Genomic DNA, 21,869 nt, shown 5'->3' on the forward strand with positions numbered 1-21,869 from the left:
GAGGCTTTGGAAGTGTGAAATGGGCAGCCGAGGACTGCGTGAGGAGCTGAAGAAGCTAACCAGGGATCAGAAGCGGAACGTGGTTTGAATCACGCCACCCCAGGTGTAAGAGCCTGCGTTGCGCTGATAATCGTTAACCCAGAAAATAGCTGGAGTAACGGAAATATTGTCGGAGACTTGATACTTGTAGAAAAACTCGTACATCATGGACTGGGAAGCTGCCACGTCGGTCGAGAACGGTGCTTGGCCAAAGGCAAAGCCAGCGTTGTTGCCCTTCAGCAACACATCTTTCCACTGCAAGCCCACCATCCAAGATTGGGTGGTGATGGTTTGAGTCAACCCTGCACCGCTTGAAGCGAGAGCGGTGCCACCATCGTAATAACCGTAGCCAGCGCTGATCGAAGGCACCCAGCCGGAATCCAAGGGCTCCCAGAAGCCAGCAATGGAGACACCATTGAGGCTGTTACCCGAACTCACAAGGGAATTGGCCAGGTTGGCATCCCTCAGGGCGGAGTTAGCCGAGCCATAACGATAGGCAATCGCAGCGCCGTAGTTCGGGCCGCGCACACCAAACTGGGTTAAAACGTTGATAGCGCTATCGGAATCGAAGGCGCCAATACTGGAATTTTCGTAGCCGTTCGTAGTTCCGCTTACTAGATTGCCGGTTTGAGCAACGTAGTTTGCGTCAAAGACGAGGAAGGGCTTGCCCTTGGCTACTTTCTGTTTCCAGTTAAAGCCGAAGCCAGCACCGGTTGCCTTGTTATAGGTACCGGAGACACCAGCCAGATTGAAGAAGTCGAGAATGTCTGCCTTGTAGGCGCTGGGGATGAAGGTAAGGATCTCAGTGTTACGCACCAGAGCACCGGCGGTAAGCTTGATCTCATCGCCCACTGGGAAGGTGTAGAAGAGGCGATCGATCCAAACGGAGCTTGTGCCAGAGCCTTGGGTTTCAGCCTTATCAAGCTTGAAGACCTGACTGCCGCTCCCAAAGGGGAAGCTGCTGAAGTTACCACTTCTCAGGCGAGTGCGCAGCAGATCTTTACCGCTGAAGCTGGTATCGAAGGCTAGGCGAGCGTCGTAATTGAATGTTGTGGCGTTGGGCTTTGCTGTACGCGCTGCTTGTGCGCGAGATCCACCCGAACATCCAGTTGTACCTGCAGAGCAAAGCACAGTGACGCCGGCAACTGTTCTGGTACCAGGGACCGCAGCGACCGCAGCGACCGCAGGAGTTACGGCGACAGGTGTGTTGAAGTTCGGGGTGCCCCCGATCACGAAGCTCGCTTCACCACGCAGCTTGGTGGTGGTGGAGAACTGCTGGGCCTGCAGCTGGCCAACCTTCGACTCGAGGCCGTCCACCCGGGAGGTGAGCACGGTGAGCTCGGAGTCAAACTCGTTGAGCAGCTTCTGCAGCTCGTCGGTCACCTCGGAGACGCGGTCCAGGCAAGCGTTAAGAAGAGCGGCCGCTTCGTAGCGGGTCATGGCGTTGCCGCCTTTGAACTTGCCGTTGGGGTAGCCGGCCACACAGCCGTACTTCTCCACCAGGTTGCTCAGTGCCTGATAGGCCCAGTCGGTGGGCAGCACATCAGAGAATTGGTTGACGCTGGTCACCTGGTTTTTCGATTCCCAGGCGCGGAAGCGATCAACGTCTTGCTGCTGCATGTACTCGTTGATGGCGGCCGAGCCGTTCAACGAGGCTACTTCTTGGGCAGAAGCGGCTAGGGGTGCTGAAATGCTGGCGCCGGCAAGAGCCAGCAGCAATTTTTTGGAAAGATTCATCGGGTCCTCACACCGATAGGGGTGACTTCACAGAGGAAGTCGGAGGCAACTTATCGAGCGCGCTTGGCAACTACGAGCAAGCGGACTACATGCGTTGGGTGTTGCAGAACACATGGCGTGCGGCAGTTCTGATGCTCAGCTGCCGAAGCGAGCAAATGCCAGCTCTTCAAACCTTAGATGAAGCGGGCCACAGCCCGCTTTGACCCATCCTTGAGCCAAAACCAGGGGCGCCACAGCCGCGGTCGTGGCAGCAACGCCCGCCAGAGAGATTGCCGCCGCCTGCTCGGCAGTACATCGCAGACCAGTTCGCGCCACTGCTCCCAGCAATGGCGTTGATGCTGCACCAGCAGCCACTCCAGCTGGGGCAGCACCTCCTCCAACCGACCTGGCACCTGGTCGTTGATGGCGCACTGCAGCACCTGCAGATCGTTGAATTCACCAAGCAGCTCCTGCCCCTGCTTAAGGCTGTCGATGCAGGCGGCAGTTTGAACGCCCTCCAGCGCGGAGAGATTTTCCAGGCGATAGCGAGCCTGCTTGATCTGCCGCCGCAGCTCGTGCAGCACCTCCACCTCGCCCTCAGCGCTACTGACCTGCCAGCCCGGATGGAGAAACACGCTGGCCAGGCAGGGCCCCTGCCATTCGATCAGCCACTCCCGGACCGGCTGATCCCCCAACAGCGTGTATTGCGGCTGCTTCAACCAGAGCTGCAACTGGGCCAATCCCTCCAGATAGGAGCGGCTCTGCAGCACCTCCACCACATGGCCGTAGGCCAACTGCCGCTCCCGGCGCAGTTGCTTGAGCACGGGCCGGAGGGCCTTCACCTCGGCCTGCGGCAGCTGGGGCAGGAAGCCCTCTTCTAGGCGCTCCCGCAGCACATCGAGATCCCGGGCCAGACCCAGTCGCCGCACCCATTTGGCCAGGCGCTGGTCATTGATGGCCGAGGGCAGCTGCAGGGCTGGCTCGAACTGGAGCACGGTGGTGCGCAGCCTCCGCATGGTGACCCGCATCTGATGCAACGGCTCGGCACCCTTGCCCTCGGAAACAGGGGTCTGCAACTGCACCAGCTTGGCAACCTGCCGCTGCAGCAGATCCCGGGCAAACCGGCCATTGCTGAGGGGGTGGGAGGTTGCCTGGAACACCATGCCGAGCTCAGCGGAATTCCGGTTTCTTGATGCTGTCGAGACTGCGCTGCAGGGCCTGGCTGGTGGTGAGTCCTACGGGGATATCGCCACCGAAAGCCGTGCCGCTCACTTTTTGATGCAACTTACTTTCCACCAACCTATAGGTACTGGAGGAGATGGGCACAGACCCAGCCTGTTTCACCAGAGTGAGACCATTTTTGATGGTGTAGTTCACAAATTTCTGCAGCTCCGGGCGTTGCCGCAAGGCCTTGTCGTTTACGTAAATAAACAGGGGCCTGGACAGAGGAACATAGGCTTCCTTTTGGACCGTCGCCAGCGAAGGAAGCACAGCACCTTTTGACCCAACAATGCTGAGGGCCTTCAAACGCTTGGCGTTGGCTTGGTAGTAGGAAAATCCAAAATAGCCCAAGGCATCAGGATTCTTGGCAACGCAGGCAACTAGTTCATTATCGTTTTCACTGGAAAAGTAATCCGACCTCGAATTGTCTTCATCACCATTTATGGCCTTATTGAAATAATCATAAGTACCAGAGTCCTTACCAGGGCCACACAGTCGAATCGGCCGATTGGGCCAATCGAGGTTGACCTGACTCCAGGTTTTTACCGATCCAGCCGCCCGCGCACTCCAGATACGCGCGAGCTCCCGGGTGGTGATGCTGGAAGCCCAGGTGTTGACGGGGTTCACCACCACAGTGATCGCATCAAAGCCAATCGGCAGCTCCAGGAAAGTCACCCCCTTGGCCGCGCAGGCCTTGAGCTCCTTGGCATTGATCGGACGCGAGGCGTTGGCCACGGGCAACTTACCGCTGCAGAACTGCCTAAATCCCGCCGAGGTGCCGGTTTCCTTGAGCTCAAAGCGCACGTGGCGATTGGCGCCGCCCTTCTGATAGGCCGCGATCGCCGCCTGCATCACCGGGAACACCGTGCTCGAACCGCCGATGAGGATCGGCTCCGGTGCTGCCAGCGCGCCCGCCGGCAGGAGGGACACCATCGGGGCAAGCCAGGCAAAGCGCAAGGTAGGGCGCATAACGATCACAACGGCAATAGAACTCTGGGTGATCGGAGGGCTTATGGGGGTTAAGGCCAGGTTGTGGCTTCAGCGCGGTGCCGTCCAATCCGCAAACCAACCACGGCGCCACAGCCAGTAGGTCTGGATCACCGACACGATCGCCATCAAAACAATGCAGTAGAGATAGCCCAGATGCCAACGCAGCTCCGGCATATTCTCGAAGTTCATGCCGTAGATACCGGCGATGAAGGTGAGCGGCGCGAAGATGCTGGTGAGGATGGTGAGGGTTTTCATCACCTGGTTCATCCTGTTGCCCACACTGGCCGCATAGGCCTGGGTGATGGCATCACATTGGTGTCGCAACAACTCACAGTTTTCAAACAGCAACTCCACCAGATCTGCCATCTCCTGAAAGCCAACCAGGGCTTCGGCGCCTAGTAGCTGCTGCCTTTGGCGCAGCAGCACCCGGATCTGGTGGCGCAGGGGCCACACCTGGTTGCGAATCGTGCGCAGGTTGCTGCGATACACAAAAGCCCGGGCCAATAACTTCGGCTTGGGGTCCCGCAAGGCAGCTTCTTCCAGATCGTCGAGGCGATTGGCGATCTGCTCAAGCATGGGGAAGAGGGCATCGAGCAACTCATCCACCAGGAAGTGGAGAATGTCATCAAGGTCGCGATGTTCCACCTCACCCACCCTGGATTCCAGCCAAGCGGTGAGCTCCGGAAACGACTCCCCCGCCGGCGCCTCCTCAAAGGTGACCAGCAGATTGGGCAGCAGCAGCAGACCCACCTGGGAGCTGAGCAGGTGAAATGGATCACGGGCAAAGCTGAGCCGGTGCAGCACCACAATCACGGCTTCCCCTAGCCCGTCGACCCGTGAGCGCTGGGGTACCTCCAGTAGGGGAGGCAGCAACATGCGAGGCACCTGGACTACGTCGAGCATGGCCTCAACTGCCCCTGGATCCCCCAGGCCCATCACCCTCAGCCAGATGGGATAGCCGAGCGCCTGCAGAGGCAAAAGTTCAGCAGGATCGTGCAGGAATATCAGCCGGGGGCCGTCTGGCTCAAACAACACGGCACTGAAACAACTGCGGTGCCGCCCGCCAGAGACGTAGAGGTGGGCTGGCAAATTGGCCGGCCGCTCCTCCAGGAGGTGGGAATTCAGAGCACCAGGGGTGGGGCGCAGCACGTTGGGGTCAGTTCAGGAGCCTGCCAGCGGATCAAGAGTTGACCACCGGCAATGATGCTGGCCTGGATCAGCAGACACATCACAACCTGTAGCCACCTACTACCCGTGGACTGATCCATGAGAGCGCAGATCTGATGGTTTGGCATGTTGCGGCCGCCGACCTGATACCGCCGGTGCTCCTGACGACACCGAAGCGCCCTTCAACGCCCCTTAATCCAATTCTTCTAAGTTGGCCAGGGTTGGAAGATCTCAATGTCCAGTGCGGGGCCCAGGCCCACCCCATCCGATCCGCAAGGCATAGCCAACGGCATTAGCTCGCCTTTTGAACCCCATTCCGCCTACCGGGGCTCCGATTGGACTCCCGAGCGTTTGATGTTCCACCAAAACCTCGAATCATTTGCCGAGAGGGTCGGGCTAGTGGTGGGCCTGCAAAGCAATGGCAAGATGAGTCAGGAGCAGGCCTACGACGAAATCCGCCGCATCTGGAACGATCTCAAGGAAAGCAAGAACATCCTGCTCAATCTCCCGGAGCAGGGCTGAGCCCTAAATCACTAAGCATTAATACCGCTTCCCGGCTACTGGCGCTGCAGCCGTCTTTCCATAGGGTGTGGGCAACGATTTTGGTCTGGCTTGGATCCTGTCTCCCAGTTCCCCCTGGTGTTCCACGACCAGCAAGCGGTGGTGGATTTAGATCCCCAGGCCCTCGCGACCAAGCTGGCCCAGCACTTTCCTCTCCAGGATTTTGCCCCTCGCAACCCCTTGCTCAACCCGTTTCGGCACCGGGCCAGCACTGCCGTAGCGGGAGACCTCACCCTCACCTGTGGATATACAAGCCCTATCCATGGCTGCATCGGTGATAACCCCGGCGTAGGCGCAATCAACATCTGCTATCAGGGGGAATCTTCCTACGGAGTGGACGGGAACACCTTCCAAATTCACGCTGAAGCCCCCCTTTATTTCAACCCAGGCTTCTCTTACACCTACGCAAGTGGGCACTACAACGGACTAGTGCTGCACGTAGATCTACAGCGATTGCAGGACACGGCCGCTGCCATCGGCGGCATGGGGCTCTCCGGTCGACGCTTTGCCCCTGATCTGCAGCGTCCCCAAGTGCTCTCAACGACCGAGGAGCGGCAGGCCAAATTGCTGCTCACCATGCGTCGAGCCTTTGCCCTGCTGGATGCGCCGGAGCTGCAAGCCCGTGGCGATCTGGAGGTGCTGCAGCTCGACGACCTCATTTATCGCATCCTGGCCCTAGCCCTTTGCCCCCAACTCGAGCAGCGGGGTAGCGGGCATGGCGAGGGGCTCTCCAGGGAGCTGATCTTCGAAGAATTGCTGGAGTGGATTGGGGCCAATCTGCAATCACCAATCAACCTCACGCAGCTGGAGCAGCGCAGCGGCTACTCGAGGCGCAACCTGCAGCTCGCCTTCAGCCAACGCTTCGGTTGCGGACCAATCCAATGGGTCCGCCGCCAGCGCCTTGGCCTGGCCCGTCAGCACCTGCTCAACCCCTCGCCGAGCGACAGCGTGGCCGGCATCTCCTCAAAACTGGGCTTTAGCAACCTCTCCGCCTTCAGCCGCGACTTCCACAACACCTACGGCATTCGCCCCTCAGAGATGTTGCGTGAAGGGCGGCGCCTACACGGCTAGCCCTTCAGTCCGGGGATAAAACGCCGCTCGTGCTGGGCACCGGTGAGCATGCGATTCCAATAAAGCCCAGGCAACAGCTTGCGCTTGATCCACCACATGCTCCAGCGCTCCTTAGTGGGGTCGAGCGGGAAGGAGGGGACCGGCTGCTGCTCATAGTTGAACTCAGCCATGATCGCCTTGCCATAGCCGGTGATCAGGGGGCAGCAGCTGTAACCGTCGTAGGCCGCCGCTAAGGGCTGGCCATCGAGCAGGGAAAGCAGGTTGGCCACCAGCACCGGCGCCTGGCCGCGCACCGCCGCGGCCGTCTTGGAGTTCGGCATGCCACTGACATCGCCGAGCGAAAACACATTGGCGTAGCGGGTGTGCTGCAGGCTGAACTTGTCGACCTCGACGAAGCCGCTCGCCGCTGCCAGCGGGCTATCGGCCACCACCTGGGGCGCAGCCATCGGCGGCGTCACGTGCAGCATCCCGTAACCGATCACTTCTACGCGGCTAGTTTCGCCCTGACTCACCTTGAACACCGCCTCCCGGCTCTGGGGACGTACCTCGGTAAGCACGTGGTTGTAGCGGGCATCAATACCCTTGCGCTTCACCACCTCCCGCAGCGGTGCGGCATATACGGGCACCCCGAAGATGCCAGGGGTGGCGGTGGCATAGATCACCTTTGCCACCAGTCGCTTCTTGGCAACAACATCGGCAGCCAGATAGGCGATCTTCTGGGGCGCCCCCGGACACTTGATCGGCATCGGCGCACAAGTAAACACGGCGTTGCCGGCCGCCCCCTGGCCGCCCTTGAAGGCCTGGAGCGTGTCCCAGGTGTAGGTGGCGTGGTGCTGGCTGTAGTTGCTGCACACCCCGCCCTGGCCGAGGGCCTCGGGCAGTCCCTTGATCTTGTCCCAGCAGAGCTGCAGGCCGGTGGCTACCACCAGCACGTCGTAGCTGAGGCTCTGGCCACTGGCCGTGCTCACCAGGTTGCGATCCGGATCGAAACCAGCCACCGCATCGCGGATCCAGGTCACCCCCGCTGGGATGAGATCGGCCTCAGCGCGGCGAGTCTCCTCAAGGCTGAACACACCTGCACCCACCAGGGTCCAGCCCGGTTGGTAGTAGTGATTGCTGGAGGGCTCGAGAATCGTCACCGCAAGGGCCGGACGGGCCCGTTTCAGCTGGGCGGCGGCGGTGATGCCGGCGGCGCCGCCGCCGACAATCAAAATTTGGTGATGGGCCATAAAAAGGGCCGCTGGTGGAGCAGCGGCTGGATGCCATTCCTCCCGCTCTAGACGGGAAGCGTCAAATGGACAAGCCCGAAGGGTTCACACCGCTAAGGATTCACACCGCTTCGGTCACCTCCCGTTTGAGCAGGGCGTAGAGATAGTCGGGTGCCTTGTAGCGGGTGGGTAGACAGGAGTGGAGCAGGCTGAGTCGGTCCCAGGCCACGGTGCGCTTGATCGCCTCCAAGCTGCGCCCTTCCCGGATAAGTAGCCGCAGGGCCTTGCAGCAGCCGGAGTAACCAGCTTCCAATTCTCCGATCGTGGGTTTGGGGGCAACGGTCATGCTGGGAAAGTTCGGAAGGAAGCCCGCCGGCGAGCTAAATACAACGCTAAACAGAGGACTGTGTGCCCGCGGCAACAATGCCGTGAAGACACGAATCCTTACCAGTTCCAACTCAACCGATCCCACGCCATGCCATGCCAAGCCAGCAGCTGAGCCTGCGTCAACCCGATGACTGGCATGTGCATCTGCGCGATGGCTCCATGCTCCAGGCCGTCGCCCTGGCTACGGCCCGCCAGTTCGCCCGGGCGATCGTGATGCCAAATCTGAACCCGCCGGTAACCACGGCGGCGGCAGCCGAGGCCTATCGCCGCCGCATCCGCGAAGCCTTGCCCGACGGCAGTCGCTTCCAACCACTGCTGACGGCGTACCTCACCGATGCCATCGATCCCGCCGAGATCGAACGGGGCTTCAACGCTGGCGCCTGGGTGGCCTGCAAGCTCTACCCGGCAAATGCCACCACCAATTCCGCCGCCGGCGTCAGCTCAATCGAGGCGATAACGCCCGTGCTCGACGCCCTGGAGCGCATCGGCATGCCCCTGCTGATCCACGGCGAAGTAACCAGCGCCGATATCGACATTTTTGATCGGGAGGCGGTATTCATCGAGCGCCACCTGGAGCCCCTACTGGGGCGCCACCCCGGCCTGAAGGTGGTGCTTGAGCACATCACCACCAGTGATGCGGTTGATTTTGTGCGTAGCGGGCCGGCCAACCTGGCGGCCACGATCACGCCCCACCACCTGCACATCAACCGCAATGCCCTGTTTGCGGGCGGCCTGCGGCCCGACTTTTACTGCCTGCCGGTGGCCAAGCGGGAATTGCACCGCATCGCCCTGCGGGGCGCCGCCACCTCCGGCAATCCGAAGTTCTTCCTGGGCACCGATTCCGCACCCCACGCCCGCACTGCCAAGGAAGCGGCCTGCGGCTGCGCTGGCATTTTCAATGCCCCATTTGCGTTGGAGAGCTACGCGGCGGTGTTTGAGCAGGAGAATGCCCTGGAGAGGCTGGAGGCCTTCGCGTCGGAGTTTGGGCCCCGGTTTTACGGGCTACCGCTCAACGAGGCCACGGTCACCCTGGAGCGGCAGCCCCTGGAGGTGCCCAGCCGGCTCCACCTCAATGATGCGGCCGGCACCGCCGTCGAACTGGTGCCCTTCCATGCTGGAGAAACCCTGCCCTGGAGATTGTTGCTGCCCTGAAAATCCGGCTTTAGAGAGGCTTTGTTGGCGCCGAAGGTGGTGCCCAGGAAAAACTGAAGGCCGTGCTGCCAAGCGGTCAGCGCCGGGCTCCTGCCGGCAGTTTTAAGGCAAGACTTGCAACGCTATGCCCAATAAAGGCCTGCACCCGATCGCATGACCCACGCCCTGGTGGTGAACACGGGCAGCTCCAGCATCAAGCTGGCCCTCTGCGATACGAGCGGCCGCCGGCTCTGGCAAGTGCAGCGCAGCTGGGGTCTTCCCCAGGCCGATGCGGGCGGCCAGCCGCTGGTTGAACTTCTGGAGCAGTGGCTCTCCCCCCTGCTCGCTGCCCTTGAGCCCCTACCCCAGCTTGTAATTCACCGGATCGTGCACGGTGGTGCCCACTTCAGCGCTCCCACCCTGCTAACCCCGCAGGTGCTGGCGGAGCTAGCAAACCTGGTGCCCCTGGCCCCACTGCACAACGGTCCAGCGCTGGAGGCCATCAACTGGCTGCAGGGCCAGCTGGAGGGCCAGCTGGAGGGCAGCGCCATCCAGCAGTGGGCCTGCTTCGACACCGCCTTCCACGCCAGTCTCAGCGAAGCCGCCTCCACCTACGCCATCCCGGCAACCTGGCGCCAGCAGGGCCTGCGCCGCTTTGGCTTCCACGGCCTCAATCACCAGCACGTGGGCGAAACGGTCGCGGCCCGAGATCCAGACATCCGCCGCCTGATCAGCTGCCAGCTCGGCGCCGGCTGCTCCCTCTGCGCGATCGAAATCGATCCCCAGGGAAGGCCGCGCAGCGTCGACACCACGATGGGCTTCACGCCGCTCGAGGGACTGGTGATGGCCAGCCGCAGCGGCAGCGTCGATCCCGGGCTGCTGCTGCACCTAATGCGCCAGGGAATGGGCGTCTCCGAACTGGATACGGCCCTTAACCGCCAGAGCGGCCTGCTGGGGCTATCCGAGCTCAGCGGAGACATGCGGGAGCTGCGCCTCCAGGCTGGCGAGGGGCACCGCGGCGCCCAGCTGGCAATCGCGGTGTTCCGCCACCGGCTACTGCAAGGGATTGGGGCCATGGCAGCCAGCCTGGGTGGAGTGGAGGCCATCGCCCTCAGCGGCGGCATCGGCGAACACGACGACGCCCTCGCCACCGAACTGGAGCAGGCCCTGGCCTGGTTGCCGGGGCTGCGCTGGCTGCGGGTGGCCGCCGATGAGGAAGGGTTGATGGTGCGGCTGATTGCAAAGAGCTGTGTCACCAGCCGGCGGACAGGCCAACGGCTGACTTAACAACGAGCCCTAACAGCCTGCGGGCGATGGGCTTCTTCGTCAAACTCACCGACGCCATCGCCGACCGCCAGTCGCTGCTGGTGACCGGGCTTGATCCCAACCCGGAGATGCTGCAGAGCTGGGCAGCGCGGCGGGGTCTGGCGGGCCGCTCCTTCCTCAGCCAGGCCCGCCACTGGATCAAGGCGGTGATCGAGGCCACAGCGCCCCATGTGTGCGCCTACAAGCCCAGCCTTGGTTTTTATCAGGCCCTTGGGCCGGTGGGACTGGAGCTGCTGCTGGAGGTGCGCGACCTGGTGCCCCGCGATCTGCCCCTGATCATCGACGCCAAACACGGCGATCTCAACTCCTCCTCGGCCCTGGCCCACTACCTGTTCAAGGACCTGGGCGCCGATGCGGTGACCCTCTCACCCCTTGCCGGCCAAGACATCGCAGCCCCCTTCCTGCTCTATCCAGACAAGGCCGTGGTGATGACCTGCCACAGCTCAAACCAGGCGGCGCGCCAGATCCAGCACTACCCAAATGAGGAGACACCCCTATACCTGCAGATTGTGCGCGAGACCCAGCTGTGGGCCACCCCCGACCAGCTGTTGCTGGAGGTGGGAACCAGTGATCCGCAAATCCTGGCGCGGGTGCGGGCCGAAGCGCCGGAGCGCTTCTTGATCCTGCGCAGCCTCTGGGGGGAAGAGGAAAAGCTCGACGCCATGCTCCAAGCCGGCCTGGGGGCCGCCGCCGATGGGCTGCTGCTGCCCCTACCTCAAAACCTGCTGGTAGAAGACGACATGGCCAGTCGAGCCGAGGCGCTCAAACAGCAGATCACGGCCAAGCGGCAACAGTGGCTGGAAAATCACCACAAGGGCAACCCGGATACCTGCGCCCTCTGGCTACCTGAGAAGCAACCAAGCGCCGACCCGCTCGAGAGCCTGATTGTTGATCTGTTCGACATCGGCTGCCTGCTATTCGGCGATTACGTACAAGCCTCGGGCGCGGTCTTCAACTACTACGTCGATCTGCGCCAGATCATCTCCGACCCAAACCTGTTCCACCGAGTGCTCCACGCCTATGCCGGCAAGCTGCAGGGCCTCGAATTTGACCGCATCGCCGGCATCCCCTACGGCTCCCTGCCCACCGCCACTGGTCTTTCACTGCAACTGCACAAGCCGCTGATCTATCCCCGCAAGGAGGTGAAGGCCCATGGCGCCCGGCGCCTGATCGAGGGCGACTTTGAGGAGGGCGACCGGGTGGTGGTGGTAGACGACATCTTGATCACAGGCGGCAGCGTCCTGGAGGGCATCGGCAAGCTGGAGAGCTCGGGCCTGACGGTGCAAGACGTGGTGGTGTTCATCGACCATGGCGGCGACCATGATCGCCGCGCCCGGGAGCGGCTGGCGGCGGCGGGCTACAGCTGCCATTCCGTGCTGGACATCGCCCAGATCACCGCTGTACTGCAGCGGGCCGGCCGCCTCAGCGAAGCCCAGGCCGCGAGCCTCGGATCGAATCACGACGACTCAGTCCGGTCGTGATCGCACCCCTCTTTGCTCAGGCACCCCTCTTTGCCCAGGCACCCCTCTTTGCCCAGGCACCCCTCTTTGCCCAGGCACCAGGTCTTAATGGGGTGCCCTTGGAGGGCCAGCTGCTGTTCATCGGCCTGCTGTTTTTAGGCACGTTGGCGATCAGCCGGTTCTCGATCCAGATCGGGATCCCGGCGATTCTCGGGGTGCTGCTGCTGGGCCTAGCGATCAACATCCAAAGCCTCAACGTCACCCATGAACAGGCCGAAAGCCTGCATGTATTTGCGCTAGCCCTGCTGCTTTTTTATGCGGGGCTGAAAACGGATGTCAAAACCATTCGAGGCTTTTTGGAATATGGCCTGGCCCTGGCGGTAGGGGGGGTGGCGATTGCCACGGGTCTGCTGGCCGCCCTGATCTGGCTGCTTTCTTCCGCTGGTGGAAACCAACTAGCGCCAGGACTCAGCGACGCCATGCCCCTGGGGGCTGCCCTGCTGATTGCCGCCTGCCTGGGCTCCACCGATGCCGGAGCCACCATCAACGTGCTGAGTTCGGTGCGTCACCTGGTGCCAGAACGGCTCAAGCACATGCTCGAATTCGAATCCTCGGTCAATGACCCAACGGCCCTGCTCCTATTCGGCTTGATCGTGGGCCTGTTCAGCACTTCCAGCTCCGGGGCCAGCCTCGAGCAAGCAGCACCTGTTGTGGTGATGCTCAACGGCCTGCGCAACTTCGTGCAACAGGTAGGCGGCGGCCTAGTCATAGGGGCACTGTTTGGCTATGTGGCCAAATTCGTGATCAATGAGCTGGCCCACGACAGATCCCAACTACTGATTGTGGCCATGTCTATTGCCTTTGTAGACTATGGCTGCAGCTACTTTCTAGGCGGATCCGGATTGATTTCGGTGTACATCACTGGAGTAATGATGACCAACATGATCTACCGCCAAGCGGATATCAACCATGAATCGATTCAGGAGGTGCTGCTGCCTTTCAATACAATGGCCGAGATTTGTATCTTTTTAATATTTGGTCTACTTGTGAATCCAAGCAGCCTGCTTCCCGCCCTGCCTGTTGGCTTGATAACCGCCGCGGTGCTGATGCTGGTGGTGCGACCAATAAGCGTCTTGGTGTTTCAACCCCTCTCCCCCTTCCGCTGGAAGGACAGCGTGCTGGTTTCTTGGTGTGGCCTAAGGGGGGCAGTGCCTTTGGCCCTCTCTTACAACGCGGTCGATCAGATCAGTCACCTACGTGGTGTCGACCCAGGCTCCGTCGATGCTCTAGCCCACAACGCCCAAAGCATCGTGTTCGTTGTGGTGCTGATCAACCTGCTAGCCCAAGGCCTCACCCTGCCGCGGCTCTGCCGGCGGCTCAACCTGATCTCGGCGCCCCCTGAAGCCGTAGGGTAATAAGTGCGTCTTTGCAACTCTTGGACGCCCACCCGTGCGATGAGCAGCAGTCAGGGACTCACCATCGGGGAACTCGAAGCCAATTATTCGCTTTATTGCAAGGCCCTTAGGCTTCTCTTAAAGGAAGGAAAAACCGTAGCCGCCATTCAACGCACCGTCTGCTGGAGCCGTTTGGAGCAACTTCATATCTGCCTGCCTAGTCGCTATAAAGCGCCTGACTATCTCTGCGTTGTGCTGAAGCGCGATCTCGGCTGATCATTCATCCCGGCCCGAGCAGCGCAACGCAAAGGCTCCCATGAAATCGATCTCAGATCCCTTTCTGCGCCGGCCCGTGCTCACCCTGGTGGTGAGCCTGCTGGTGCTGTTGATAGGGCTGGTGTGTTTACCGCTGCTGCAGGTGGAAAACCTGCCACCGATTGCTCCCGGCCGAGTCACGGTGCGGGCCACCTACCCAGGCGCCGGCCCAGAGGTTGTGGAGCAGGGGGTCACAGCCCTGCTGGAACAACAGCTAAACGGCCTCGAGCGGCTCGACAGCATCCGCTCCACCAGCTCCGCCAACGGCAGCTCCATCACCCTGGGATTCGAGGGCGGCGACCCCGAGCTCAACCAGATCAACACCCAGAACGAAGTGGCGGTGATAACCCGCCAGCTGCCAGCACCGGTGGCGCGCTTCGGGGTGCAGGTGCGGCGCAGCTCCGACGACCTGCTGATGGTGCTGAGCTTCAGTGCTGATCCCAAGCTCTATGGCGAAACCTTTTTGAGCGGTTGGCTCGATCAGGTGGTGAAAGAGAGGCTGCAGCGGGTGCCTGGGGTGGGAAACGTCACCCTTTCAGGTGGCAACAGCCTGGCCTTCAGGCTCTGGCTCAACCCGGCCCAACTCGAGGAGCGCGGCCTCACCATTACCGATGTTCGTGCGGCCCTGCAGCAGCAAAACGTGCTGGCTGCCTTGGGCCAAACGGGCGAAGCCCCCAGCCCCAGCGGCCAGGAGCTCACCCTGCCGCTGCGCATGGAGGGGCGCCTGCGTAGTCCAGCGGAATTTGAACAGCTGGTGGTGGCCCGCAGCGCTAATGGCGGCGTCACCCTGCTGCGGGATGTGGGCCGGGTGAGCCTGGGCAGCGAGAGCTACGACACGATCGCCACCAACCTGCAGGGCAGGCCAGCGGTAGCCGTGGTGATTTACCAGCGAGACGGCAGCAACGCCATCACCGTGAGTAGGGCGGTGAATGCAGCACTAGATGAGCTCGCACCCCAATTTCCACCGGGGGTGGATCAGCAACTGATTGTTGATGAGGCCGACTTTGTGCGAGGCAGCATCCAGGGCACCCTCGACAGCCTGCGCGATGCGGTGTTGCTGGTGTTCTTGGTGCTACTTCTTGGCCTTGGCAACAGCCGCCTGGCCCTGATCACAGCTGCCGCAGTGCCAGTGGCCTTGATCGGCTCGTTGAGCGTGCTGAAGCTTGCCGGCCAATCGCTCAACACCCTCACCCTGTTTGGCTTGGTGCTGGCCTCTGGGCTGGTGGTGGACGACGCCATCGTGGTGAGCGAGGACATTGGCCGCCGCCTAGAGGACGGCAAGCCCCCCCTGCAGGCCGCCCGCGAAGCCATGGCCGAGCTCGGCGGGGCCGTGGTTTCCACCTCTATAGCCCTGGTGGTGGTGTTCATCCCGGTGCTTGGCCTGGGGGGCAGCTTGGGCCGGCTGTACGCCCCGATCGCAATCACGATCAGCGGCGCCATTGCCTTCTCCACCCTCAATGCCCTGAGCTTCACGCCGGTGGCCAGCAGCCGACTACTAAACCCCCAGCAACGCGAACCGGCCTGGTTGCTGCGTTGGATCGACCCACCGCGGCGCTGGCTCGAGGGACTGGAGGTGCCCTACGGGCACTGGCTGGCCTGGACGATGGAGCGGCGGCGGCTGGTGGTATCCCTACTGCTGGGCGGTCTACTGATCACAGGATTCGCCCTGCAAGCCCTGCCCAAAGCCTTCATCCCCCAGGAAGACAACGGTCAGCTGCGGGGGGTGGTGATCCTGGCCGATGGCCTGGGACTGCAGCAGACCCAACGGGTGCTGGAGCAGGTGCGCCAGGTGGTGGCTGAAGAACCCCTGATCACCCGCGCCAATTTCTATGCGGGGCGCTCCTTTGGCGATAGCAGCCCCAACAAGGGCAACTTCTTCCTGCGCCTGGCGCCAATCGAGCAGCGCCGCAGCCCCGAGGCGGCTACACGGGCCGTGGGAGAGCGACTCAAGGGCAAGTTGCGCCGCCGCATCACCGGTGCAGTGGTGCAGCTCAGCGAGGCACCCTCCGTGCGGGGTTTCAGTTCAGAAGGGGGGCTCGAGCTTGAACTGCTGGACAACAGCAACGGTCAACTCAGCCTGCCTGACTTCGAGCAGCAAGCCCAGGCCTTCATCCGCGCCGCCCAAGCCACCAATCGCTTTGAACGGGTTTCAACCCGCTTCACCGCCGGTGCACCCCTGGTGCAGCTGGTGCCAGATCGGCTGCAGATGGCCTCGCTCGGGGTGGATCTCAGCACCGTGGTCGACACCCTCGGAGCCAGCTTCGGCAGTGACTACGTCAATGACAGCTTTGAGAGCGACCAGGTGCGCAAGGTAATCGTGCAGCTTGACGGCGCCTCGCGCCGCAGCGCCGATGACGTGCTCGCTCTGCAGGTGAAAACCCGCGATGGCCAGCTGATCCCCCTGGCCCAATTGGTGCGGATCGAACAAAACACCGGCCCAACCTCAATCAACCACACCCGGCTGGTGCGTTCGATCAGCATCCGGGCCCTGCCCCGCCCTGGCGTGAGCAGTGGCCAAGCCATGGCCAGCCTGATGGAAGTGCAGCGGCAGGTAGGAGGCGGCACCGAATTGGAATGGGCCGGCCTGGCGCGGGAAGAGTCGCGCGCCGGTGGCGGCAACATTCGGGTGTTTGCCTTGGCAATCCTGGTGATGGTGCTGGTGCTAGCAGCCCTCTACGAAAACTTCGCCGACCCCTTCATCATTCTGGTGACCGTGCCTCTGGCCATGTTGGGAGCGGTCGGCGGCCTGTTGCTGCGGGGCCTGCCGCTGGACGTGTACGGCCAGATGGGCCTGCTGATGCTGGTGAGCCTTACGGCCAAGAACGCCATCCTTATCGTGGAATTCGCCAACCAGCGCATGGCCGAAGGCCTGGATCTAGACACGGCGATCCGCGGAGCGGCTATCGCCCGCCTGCGGCCAATCCTGCTCACCGCCCTCGCCGCCCTTGCAGGAGGCATACCCCTACTCTTCGCCAATGGCTTCGGCTCAGGCGGCAGGGTGAGCATCGGCACGGTGGTGTTCTTTGGGTTGCTGGTGTCTACCTTCCTGGGCCTGTTTGTTGTTCCCGTGATGTATCGCATCATCAAGGGCTGGGAGCGGGGAAACCCTAAGGCTGCTGGCTTTCCTGCACAGTTAGGCGGCTGATCAACACCCCCATCACTGCGGCCACATAAAACGTGCCAGCTATGGCGATGGCCACACTCGCCATCTGGGCCTGGGGTGTCTGGGGGGTCACATCGCCATAGCCCATCGTGGTGAGACTCACAAAGGCGAAATAGTTGAGTCGCACAAAATTGAGGCCCCACACTGGGCTGCTCTGGCCCAGATCCTGCGCCGAGAGGTTCACGTTGCTGAAGCTGGCCGGATCGATGGTCTCCAGGGCACAACAGAGCAAGCCGGCCGCCAGCCCCAACATCAGGTAGCCAGCCAGCGCCCCCCGCAACACCACATCCGAGACGCGCCGCTCCTGGGCCAGGCCCCGGATCAGGCGAATAGCACTCCAACCACTGAACAGGGCCCAGAGGGCAATCACTGGGATGCCGGTGCTACGCAGCTCCAGGGGGGTGACATACCAGAGCACGCCCACTGCAATGGCCGCCACCCCTAGCCCCTTGAACAGCCGGCGCGGCACGGTGCCGAACTGCAGGCTGCCGGTGGGATTGCCCAGGCCCCGGATCATCACCAGAGCCAAGAGCAGATAGCCCAGCGAGGAAAAGTTATTCCATGGCTCGGGCAGGGTGAAAGTGACCAGCAACAGCAGACAGATGCTCAGCAGATGGCCGTAGCTCTGCTGGCGTGGGGTAGATCCCCCATCCATCAATCGAAGCCGAGCAGGTCGAAAATCTCCCGATCCTTGAGGGATTCGGCCTCCAAGGGCTCGACGTCATCGAGCATCCGGCGGGCCAGATTGAGGTATTCCTCCTGCACCGCATCCACTTCCGGTGTGCTTTCCATCTCGAAGATGGTGCACTTCTTGAGGCGGGATTTACGAATCGCGTCCACGGTCTTGAAATGGGCCATGGTGCGCAGGCCCGTGCGGGCATTGAACTTGTCGATTTCGTCGGTCTCCTCAGAGCGATTGGCGATCACACCACCGAGACGCACCTTGTAGTTCTTGGCCTTGGCATTGATGGCCTGCATGATCCGGTTCATCGCGAAGATCGAATCGAAATCATTGGCAGTAACGATCAGGCAGTAGTGGGCGTGCTGAAGCGGTGCGGCAAAGCCCCCACACACCACATCTCCCAACACATCAAAGATCACCACATCGGTTTCCTCGAGCAGGTGGTGCTCCTTGAGCAATTTCACCGTCTGACCTGTGACATAGCCACCGCATCCAGTACCCGCCGGCGGACCACCAGACTCCACACACATCACGCCGTTGTAACCCTCAAACACAAAGTCTTCGGGCCGCAATTCTTCAGTATGAAAGTCAACCGTTTCGAGAATATCGATCACGGTGGGTACCATCCTCTTGGTGAGGGTGAAAGTGCTGTCGTGTTTGGGATCGCAACCGATCTGCAGCACCCGCTTGCCCAGCTTCGAGAAGGCCGCCGAAAGGTTGGAAGAGGTAGTGGATTTACCGATCCCACCTTTGCCATAAACCGCCAGCACCAAGGCACCCTCCTCGATAGCCATGGTGGGATCAAGGTGTACCTGCACGCTACCCTCGCCATCGGGCTTGGAAGTGGCTGGAGGATTAAGTGTTGTGGTCATTGAAGTTGGGGGAACAGGAAAGATCGGAACTGAAACTCTTAGCTAAATAATTAAGAACCGTAAGACTTAGCCCTGGGCTTTTGGAATCAGTGAAGGAGCGTCAGGGTCACCCCCGCAGCGCGGGCCTGCTATTGCCATCCAACCCATCATGGAGCGAAATGGGCCTTGGCCTCATAAAGGGCTTCGCTGTCGATCAGAGCTAGGCCCTGCTCGCGGGCGTAGGCCTCCGTGTTTTTACGCACCTTGCCCCGCACAAAGAAGGGGATCTTGGCCAGCTCAGCTTCACCATCCGGGCTCCAAACGATCACCCCATCGCCGGGAATGCTGGCTGGCGCAGTGGCAGTAGCAGTGGCTGTGGCCGTAGCCGTGGCCGTGGCAGTAGCAGTGGGGTGCTTGGCGGGGGCACTGGCACCCTCTAGGTGGCTGAGGTGTCCATCCACGAATTCAAAATCGTGGCGGAACATGCCGATCAGGTGCTCCTCCAGACCCATCATCAGCGGATGCACCCAGCTGTCGAAGATCACGTTTGCCCCCTCCCAGCCCATTTGGGGCGAGGTGCGCGCTGGCACATCCTGAACGTGCAGCGGTGAGCTGATCACGGCACAGGGGATGCCGAGGCGCTTGGCGCTGTGGCGCTCCATCTGGGTGCCCAGCACCAGCTCCGGAGCCGCCTCCGCCATCGCCGCCTCCACGGCCAGGTAGTCGTCTGAGATCAACGCCTCCAGCCCCAGCTCCTGGGCGGCCGCCCGCACCTCCCTTGCCTGCTCGCGGCTGTAGCTCCCCAGGCCGACCACCTTGAAGCCCAGCTCGCGGCTAGCAATGCGGGCTGCAGCGATGGCGTGGGTGGCATCGCCAAAAATGAACACCCGCTTACCGGTGAGGTAGGTGGAATCCACCGAGCGCGAATACCAAGGCAGCCGCGAGCGCCGTTCAGCGGCGCAGGTGCCATCGGCTGCGGTTTCAAGCTCAGCGGGCAGCTCCAAACCCAGCACCCCGTGCAGCTCCCGCAAAAAGGCGGCCGTAGCGCCGATACCGATCGGCACTGTCTTCACCGTCTGCATGCCGAAGCTGCGCTCCAGCCAGCTGCATACCGGGCCCGCCAGCTCGGGATAAAGGCTCACATTGGCATCAGCCGTGGGGATCCGCATGAGGTCGGCCGGACGGGCCCCCAAGGGCGCCACCACCGCCACATCAATGCCGTAGCCAGCCAGCAACTGGCTGATCTCGCGCACATCGTCGCGGCAGCGGAAACCCAGCAGGCTTGGTCCCAGCAGATTCACCCGGGGCCGCCGGCCCTCGGCACGCCAGCGAGTCGGGTCGGGCTTGGGCTCGCCGGGCGGTGGCACCTGGGCCTTGAGCAGTCCTCGCACCAGTTGATAGAGAGTTTCAGCGCCACCCCAGTTCTCCTTCTTGGAGTAGGCCGGCAGTTCCAGGCTCACCACCGGGATGCCGCCCAGGTCCATGGTCGCCGCCAGGGAGCCAGGTTGGTCCTGGATAAGTTCGGCCGTGCAGCTCTCGCCCACCAGCAGCGCCTCGGGCTGGAAGCGCTCCACGGCTGCAGCGATCGAACTCTTCACCAGCTCGGCGGTGTCGCCACCCAGGTCGCGGGCCTGGAAGGTGGTGTAGGTAACGGGCGGGCGCCTGTCCCGCCGTTCAATCATCGTGAACAGCAGATCGGCATAGGTGTCTCCCTGGGGGGCGTGCAGCACGTAGTGCACCCCCTCCATCGAGGCGGCTATGCGCATGGCACCCACGTGAGGGGGGCCTTCGTAGGTCCAGAGGGTGAGTTCCATGACTGATTAGTGAGACGGGTGGTCAGGAAAAGGAGAGTGCGGCGCGGCGGCGCAGGGAGCGGGCAAACAATTCGGCTAGTTCGCCGGCCTGGTCGCAACCGTGGATGGGGCTGAATACCAGCTCAATCGACCACTTGGTGGCGATGCCCTCGGCCTCCAGGGGATTGGCCAGGCCGAGGCCACACACCACAAGATCTGGCCGCTCGGCGCGGACCCGCTCCAGCTGGCGTTCCACGTCTTGCCCCTCGGTAATACGGGTGCCAGGTGGCAACAGGGCCAGCTCCGCATCGAGCAGCTGGCGATCGAGGTAGGGCGTGCCCACCTCCACCAGCTCCATGCCGCACTCGCGCTGCAGGAACCTCGCCAAGGAGAGCTCCAGCTGGGAATCGGGCAGCAGAAAAAGCCGCTTACCGGCCAGCAACTCCCGGTGGGGAGCGATGGCACGCTGGCCCCGCTCCACCAGCGGATCGAGCACCTCGGCCACCAGGGCCGGGGCCACCCCGAAGGCAGCGGCGCCCGCCGCCATCCACGCCCGACTGCCCTCCACACCAAACGGATAAGGAGCCGTAAGCAGCTGGCCGCCGCGGCTCACCAGGGCCCTTGCCGTAGCCGAGAGGAAGGGCTGGGCCAGCAGCACCCGGGTGCCGGGACCAATCGGGGGCAGCTCGGTGGAGCGCCGCGGCGGCAGGCTCGTGACCACCGGAATACCCAGGCGACCAAAAAGCTGCACCAGCCGGTCTTCCACCGCATCGGCCAAGGTGCCGACGATCAACAGCTGATCCACCTCGCTGCTGGGCATCAGGGGAACCATCGCCAGCAGGGCTTGGTCCTCCCCCTGGGTGAAGGTGGTTTCGATGCCGCTGCCGCTGTAGTTCAGCACCATCACCCGGCCGGTTAGCTGGGTATTGAGCCGCTCGGCAGCCTTAGCCAGATCCAGCTTGATCACCTCGCTGGGGCAGGAGCCCACAAGAAACAAGGTGCGGATTTCGGGGCGCCGCTCCAGCAGATCCTTCACCAGCCGGTCGAGCTCATCATTGGCATCGGCCAGGCCGGCCAGATCACGCTCCCCCAAAATCGCAGTGCCGAAGCGGGGCTCGGCAAAGATCATCACGCCGGCGGCGCTCTGAACCAGGTGGGCGCAGGTGCGGGAGCCCACCACTAGAAAAAAGGCATCCGGCATGCGCCGGTGCAGCCAGACAATCGAGGTGAGTCCGCAGAACACCTCCCGCTGACCGCTCTCCTTAAGCAGCTGTAGGGGCGGCTGCTCAGCCAAACCAGTTGTCATGTCACCAATCACCGAAGACGCGCCCATCCAGGCGACCCCTGCGGAAAGAACCATTAAGGGTTAACGGAGCTGGCAGGCCAACTGTCGA

At 62.2% G+C, this 21,869-nt stretch carries 18 protein-coding genes; 8 read left to right on the plus strand and 10 right to left on the minus strand.

The genetic code is table 11. The features are described from left to right. Nucleotides 1–66: 66 nt before the first annotated feature. From KBZ22_RS02285 to corA, 4 genes are all read right to left on the minus strand, one after another. Nucleotides 67–1,776 (minus strand): iron uptake porin, encoded by a 1,710-nt coding sequence (locus tag KBZ22_RS02285; RefSeq protein ID WP_255020860.1) that lies wholly within the window; start codon nucleotides 1,774–1,776, stop codon nucleotides 67–69. Between the two features lie 173 nt (nucleotides 1,777–1,949). Continuing rightward, on the minus strand, nucleotides 1,950–2,918 hold the full coding sequence (locus tag KBZ22_RS02290; protein WP_255020861.1) for a CHAD domain-containing protein: 969 nt from the start codon (nucleotides 2,916–2,918) through the stop codon (nucleotides 1,950–1,952). A gap of 7 nt (nucleotides 2,919–2,925) precedes the next feature. Then, complete coding sequence (locus tag KBZ22_RS02295) at nucleotides 2,926–3,945, minus strand: PstS family phosphate ABC transporter substrate-binding protein (RefSeq protein WP_117434954.1); 1,020 nt, start codon at nucleotides 3,943–3,945, stop codon at nucleotides 2,926–2,928. Nucleotides 3,946–4,014: 69 nt separating this feature from the next. Continuing rightward, nucleotides 4,015–5,115 carry a magnesium/cobalt transporter CorA gene (gene corA / locus KBZ22_RS02300; protein ID WP_255020862.1) on the minus strand — a complete coding sequence of 367 codons (1,101 nt, stop codon included), beginning with the start codon at nucleotides 5,113–5,115 and terminating at the stop codon, nucleotides 4,015–4,017. A 252-nt stretch (nucleotides 5,116–5,367) separates the two neighbouring features. Between corA and KBZ22_RS02305 the strand changes: the two genes are divergently transcribed. Then, nucleotides 5,368–5,655, plus strand: coding sequence for a hypothetical protein (locus KBZ22_RS02305; protein WP_241518074.1), 288 nt, complete (start codon nucleotides 5,368–5,370; stop codon nucleotides 5,653–5,655). 90 nt (nucleotides 5,656–5,745) lie between these two features. After that, complete coding sequence (locus tag KBZ22_RS02310) at nucleotides 5,746–6,765, plus strand: AraC family transcriptional regulator (protein ID WP_254942877.1); 1,020 nt, start codon at nucleotides 5,746–5,748, stop codon at nucleotides 6,763–6,765. On the opposite strand, the gene KBZ22_RS02315 is transcribed toward KBZ22_RS02310, so the two are convergent. Beyond that, the gene (locus KBZ22_RS02315) at nucleotides 6,762–7,994 is read right to left on the minus strand and encodes an FAD/NAD(P)-binding oxidoreductase (RefSeq protein WP_255020863.1); all 1,233 of its coding nucleotides are present in this window, start codon (nucleotides 7,992–7,994) and stop codon (nucleotides 6,762–6,764) included. The genes KBZ22_RS02310 and KBZ22_RS02315 overlap by 4 nt on opposite strands. A 100-nt stretch (nucleotides 7,995–8,094) precedes the next feature. Then, on the minus strand, nucleotides 8,095–8,319 hold the full coding sequence (locus KBZ22_RS02320) for a DUF3136 domain-containing protein (protein ID WP_106501525.1): 225 nt from the start codon (nucleotides 8,317–8,319) through the stop codon (nucleotides 8,095–8,097). A 134-nt stretch (nucleotides 8,320–8,453) separates the two neighbouring features. On the opposite strand from KBZ22_RS02320, the gene pyrC reads away from it, so the two are divergent. The 6 genes from pyrC to KBZ22_RS02350 all read left to right on the plus strand — a co-directional run bounded on the left by pyrC (nucleotide 8,454) and on the right by KBZ22_RS02350 (nucleotide 17,131). Then, the gene (gene pyrC / locus KBZ22_RS02325) at nucleotides 8,454–9,512 is read left to right on the plus strand and encodes a dihydroorotase (protein ID WP_255020864.1); all 1,059 of its coding nucleotides are present in this window, start codon (nucleotides 8,454–8,456) and stop codon (nucleotides 9,510–9,512) included. 153 nt (nucleotides 9,513–9,665) lie between these two features. Then, the gene (locus KBZ22_RS02330) at nucleotides 9,666–10,778 is read left to right on the plus strand and encodes an acetate/propionate family kinase (protein WP_255020865.1); all 1,113 of its coding nucleotides are present in this window, start codon (nucleotides 9,666–9,668) and stop codon (nucleotides 10,776–10,778) included. Nucleotides 10,779–10,804: 26 nt separating this feature from the next. Then, on the plus strand, nucleotides 10,805–12,298 hold the full coding sequence (locus KBZ22_RS02335; RefSeq protein ID WP_254941333.1) for a bifunctional orotidine-5'-phosphate decarboxylase/orotate phosphoribosyltransferase: 1,494 nt from the start codon (nucleotides 10,805–10,807) through the stop codon (nucleotides 12,296–12,298). Next, complete coding sequence (locus KBZ22_RS02340) at nucleotides 12,295–13,692, plus strand: cation:proton antiporter (protein ID WP_255020866.1); 1,398 nt, start codon at nucleotides 12,295–12,297, stop codon at nucleotides 13,690–13,692. The genes KBZ22_RS02335 and KBZ22_RS02340 overlap by 4 nt, the downstream gene beginning before the upstream one ends. A 39-nt stretch (nucleotides 13,693–13,731) precedes the next feature. After that, nucleotides 13,732–13,947: a DUF3136 domain-containing protein gene (locus tag KBZ22_RS02345; RefSeq protein ID WP_094561403.1), complete on the plus strand. Its 216-nt coding sequence runs from the start codon at nucleotides 13,732–13,734 to the stop codon at nucleotides 13,945–13,947. A gap of 40 nt (nucleotides 13,948–13,987) precedes the next feature. Continuing rightward, the gene (locus KBZ22_RS02350) at nucleotides 13,988–17,131 is read left to right on the plus strand and encodes an efflux RND transporter permease subunit (protein WP_255020867.1); all 3,144 of its coding nucleotides are present in this window, start codon (nucleotides 13,988–13,990) and stop codon (nucleotides 17,129–17,131) included. Here the strand turns inward: KBZ22_RS02350 and KBZ22_RS02355 are convergent. From KBZ22_RS02355 to KBZ22_RS02370, 4 genes are all read right to left on the minus strand, one after another. Further along, on the minus strand, nucleotides 17,094–17,804 hold the full coding sequence (locus tag KBZ22_RS02355) for a potassium channel family protein (RefSeq protein ID WP_255020868.1): 711 nt from the start codon (nucleotides 17,802–17,804) through the stop codon (nucleotides 17,094–17,096). The genes KBZ22_RS02350 and KBZ22_RS02355 overlap by 38 nt on opposite strands. Then, nucleotides 17,804–18,703, minus strand: coding sequence for a ferredoxin:protochlorophyllide reductase (ATP-dependent) iron-sulfur ATP-binding protein (gene bchL / locus KBZ22_RS02360; protein ID WP_254997990.1), 900 nt, complete (start codon nucleotides 18,701–18,703; stop codon nucleotides 17,804–17,806). The genes KBZ22_RS02355 and bchL overlap by 1 nt, the downstream gene beginning before the upstream one ends. Before the next feature lie 146 nt (nucleotides 18,704–18,849). Further along, nucleotides 18,850–20,496: a ferredoxin:protochlorophyllide reductase (ATP-dependent) subunit B gene (locus KBZ22_RS02365; protein WP_255020869.1), complete on the minus strand. Its 1,647-nt coding sequence runs from the start codon at nucleotides 20,494–20,496 to the stop codon at nucleotides 18,850–18,852. Nucleotides 20,497–20,518: 22 nt separating this feature from the next. Then, nucleotides 20,519–21,781, minus strand: a complete 1,263-nt coding sequence (locus tag KBZ22_RS02370) for a ferredoxin:protochlorophyllide reductase (ATP-dependent) subunit N (RefSeq protein WP_255020956.1) — start codon at nucleotides 21,779–21,781, stop codon at nucleotides 20,519–20,521. Between the last annotated feature and the right edge of the window lie 88 nt (nucleotides 21,782–21,869).

This window comes from Cyanobium sp. L1E-Cus, from assembly GCF_024345755.1.
GTDB classification, from domain to species: Bacteria; Cyanobacteriota; Cyanobacteriia; order PCC-6307; family Cyanobiaceae; genus Cyanobium_A; species Cyanobium_A usitatum.

Bases quoted from the DNA above. Each gene is read 5' to 3' on its own strand.
- KBZ22_RS02330 (WP_255020865.1), top strand. From the start codon at position 9,666: ATGACCCACGCCCTGGTGGTGAACACGGGCAGCTCCAGCATCAAGCTG.
- KBZ22_RS02335 (WP_254941333.1), top strand. From the start codon at position 10,805: ATGGGCTTCTTCGTCAAACTCACCGACGCCATCGCCGACCGCCAGTCG.
- KBZ22_RS02355 (WP_255020868.1), bottom strand. From the start codon at position 17,804: ATGGATGGGGGATCTACCCCACGCCAGCAGAGCTACGGCCATCTGCTG.
- KBZ22_RS02315 (WP_255020863.1), bottom strand. From the start codon at position 7,994: ATGGCCCATCACCAAATTTTGATTGTCGGCGGCGGCGCCGCCGGCATC.
- KBZ22_RS02305 (WP_241518074.1), top strand. From the start codon at position 5,368: ATGTCCAGTGCGGGGCCCAGGCCCACCCCATCCGATCCGCAAGGCATA.
- KBZ22_RS02350 (WP_255020867.1), top strand. From the start codon at position 13,988: ATGAAATCGATCTCAGATCCCTTTCTGCGCCGGCCCGTGCTCACCCTG.
- KBZ22_RS02295 (WP_117434954.1), bottom strand. From the start codon at position 3,945: ATGCGCCCTACCTTGCGCTTTGCCTGGCTTGCCCCGATGGTGTCCCTC.
- KBZ22_RS02285 (WP_255020860.1), bottom strand. From the start codon at position 1,776: ATGAATCTTTCCAAAAAATTGCTGCTGGCTCTTGCCGGCGCCAGCATT.
- KBZ22_RS02370 (WP_255020956.1), bottom strand. From the start codon at position 21,781: ATGACAACTGGTTTGGCTGAGCAGCCGCCCCTACAGCTGCTTAAGGAG.
- KBZ22_RS02290 (WP_255020861.1), bottom strand. From the start codon at position 2,918: ATGGTGTTCCAGGCAACCTCCCACCCCCTCAGCAATGGCCGGTTTGCC.
- KBZ22_RS02345 (WP_094561403.1), top strand. From the start codon at position 13,732: ATGAGCAGCAGTCAGGGACTCACCATCGGGGAACTCGAAGCCAATTAT.
- pyrC (WP_255020864.1), top strand. From the start codon at position 8,454: ATGCCAAGCCAGCAGCTGAGCCTGCGTCAACCCGATGACTGGCATGTG.
- KBZ22_RS02365 (WP_255020869.1), bottom strand. From the start codon at position 20,496: ATGGAACTCACCCTCTGGACCTACGAAGGCCCCCCTCACGTGGGTGCC.
- bchL (WP_254997990.1), bottom strand. From the start codon at position 18,703: ATGACCACAACACTTAATCCTCCAGCCACTTCCAAGCCCGATGGCGAG.
- KBZ22_RS02320 (WP_106501525.1), bottom strand. From the start codon at position 8,319: ATGACCGTTGCCCCCAAACCCACGATCGGAGAATTGGAAGCTGGTTAC.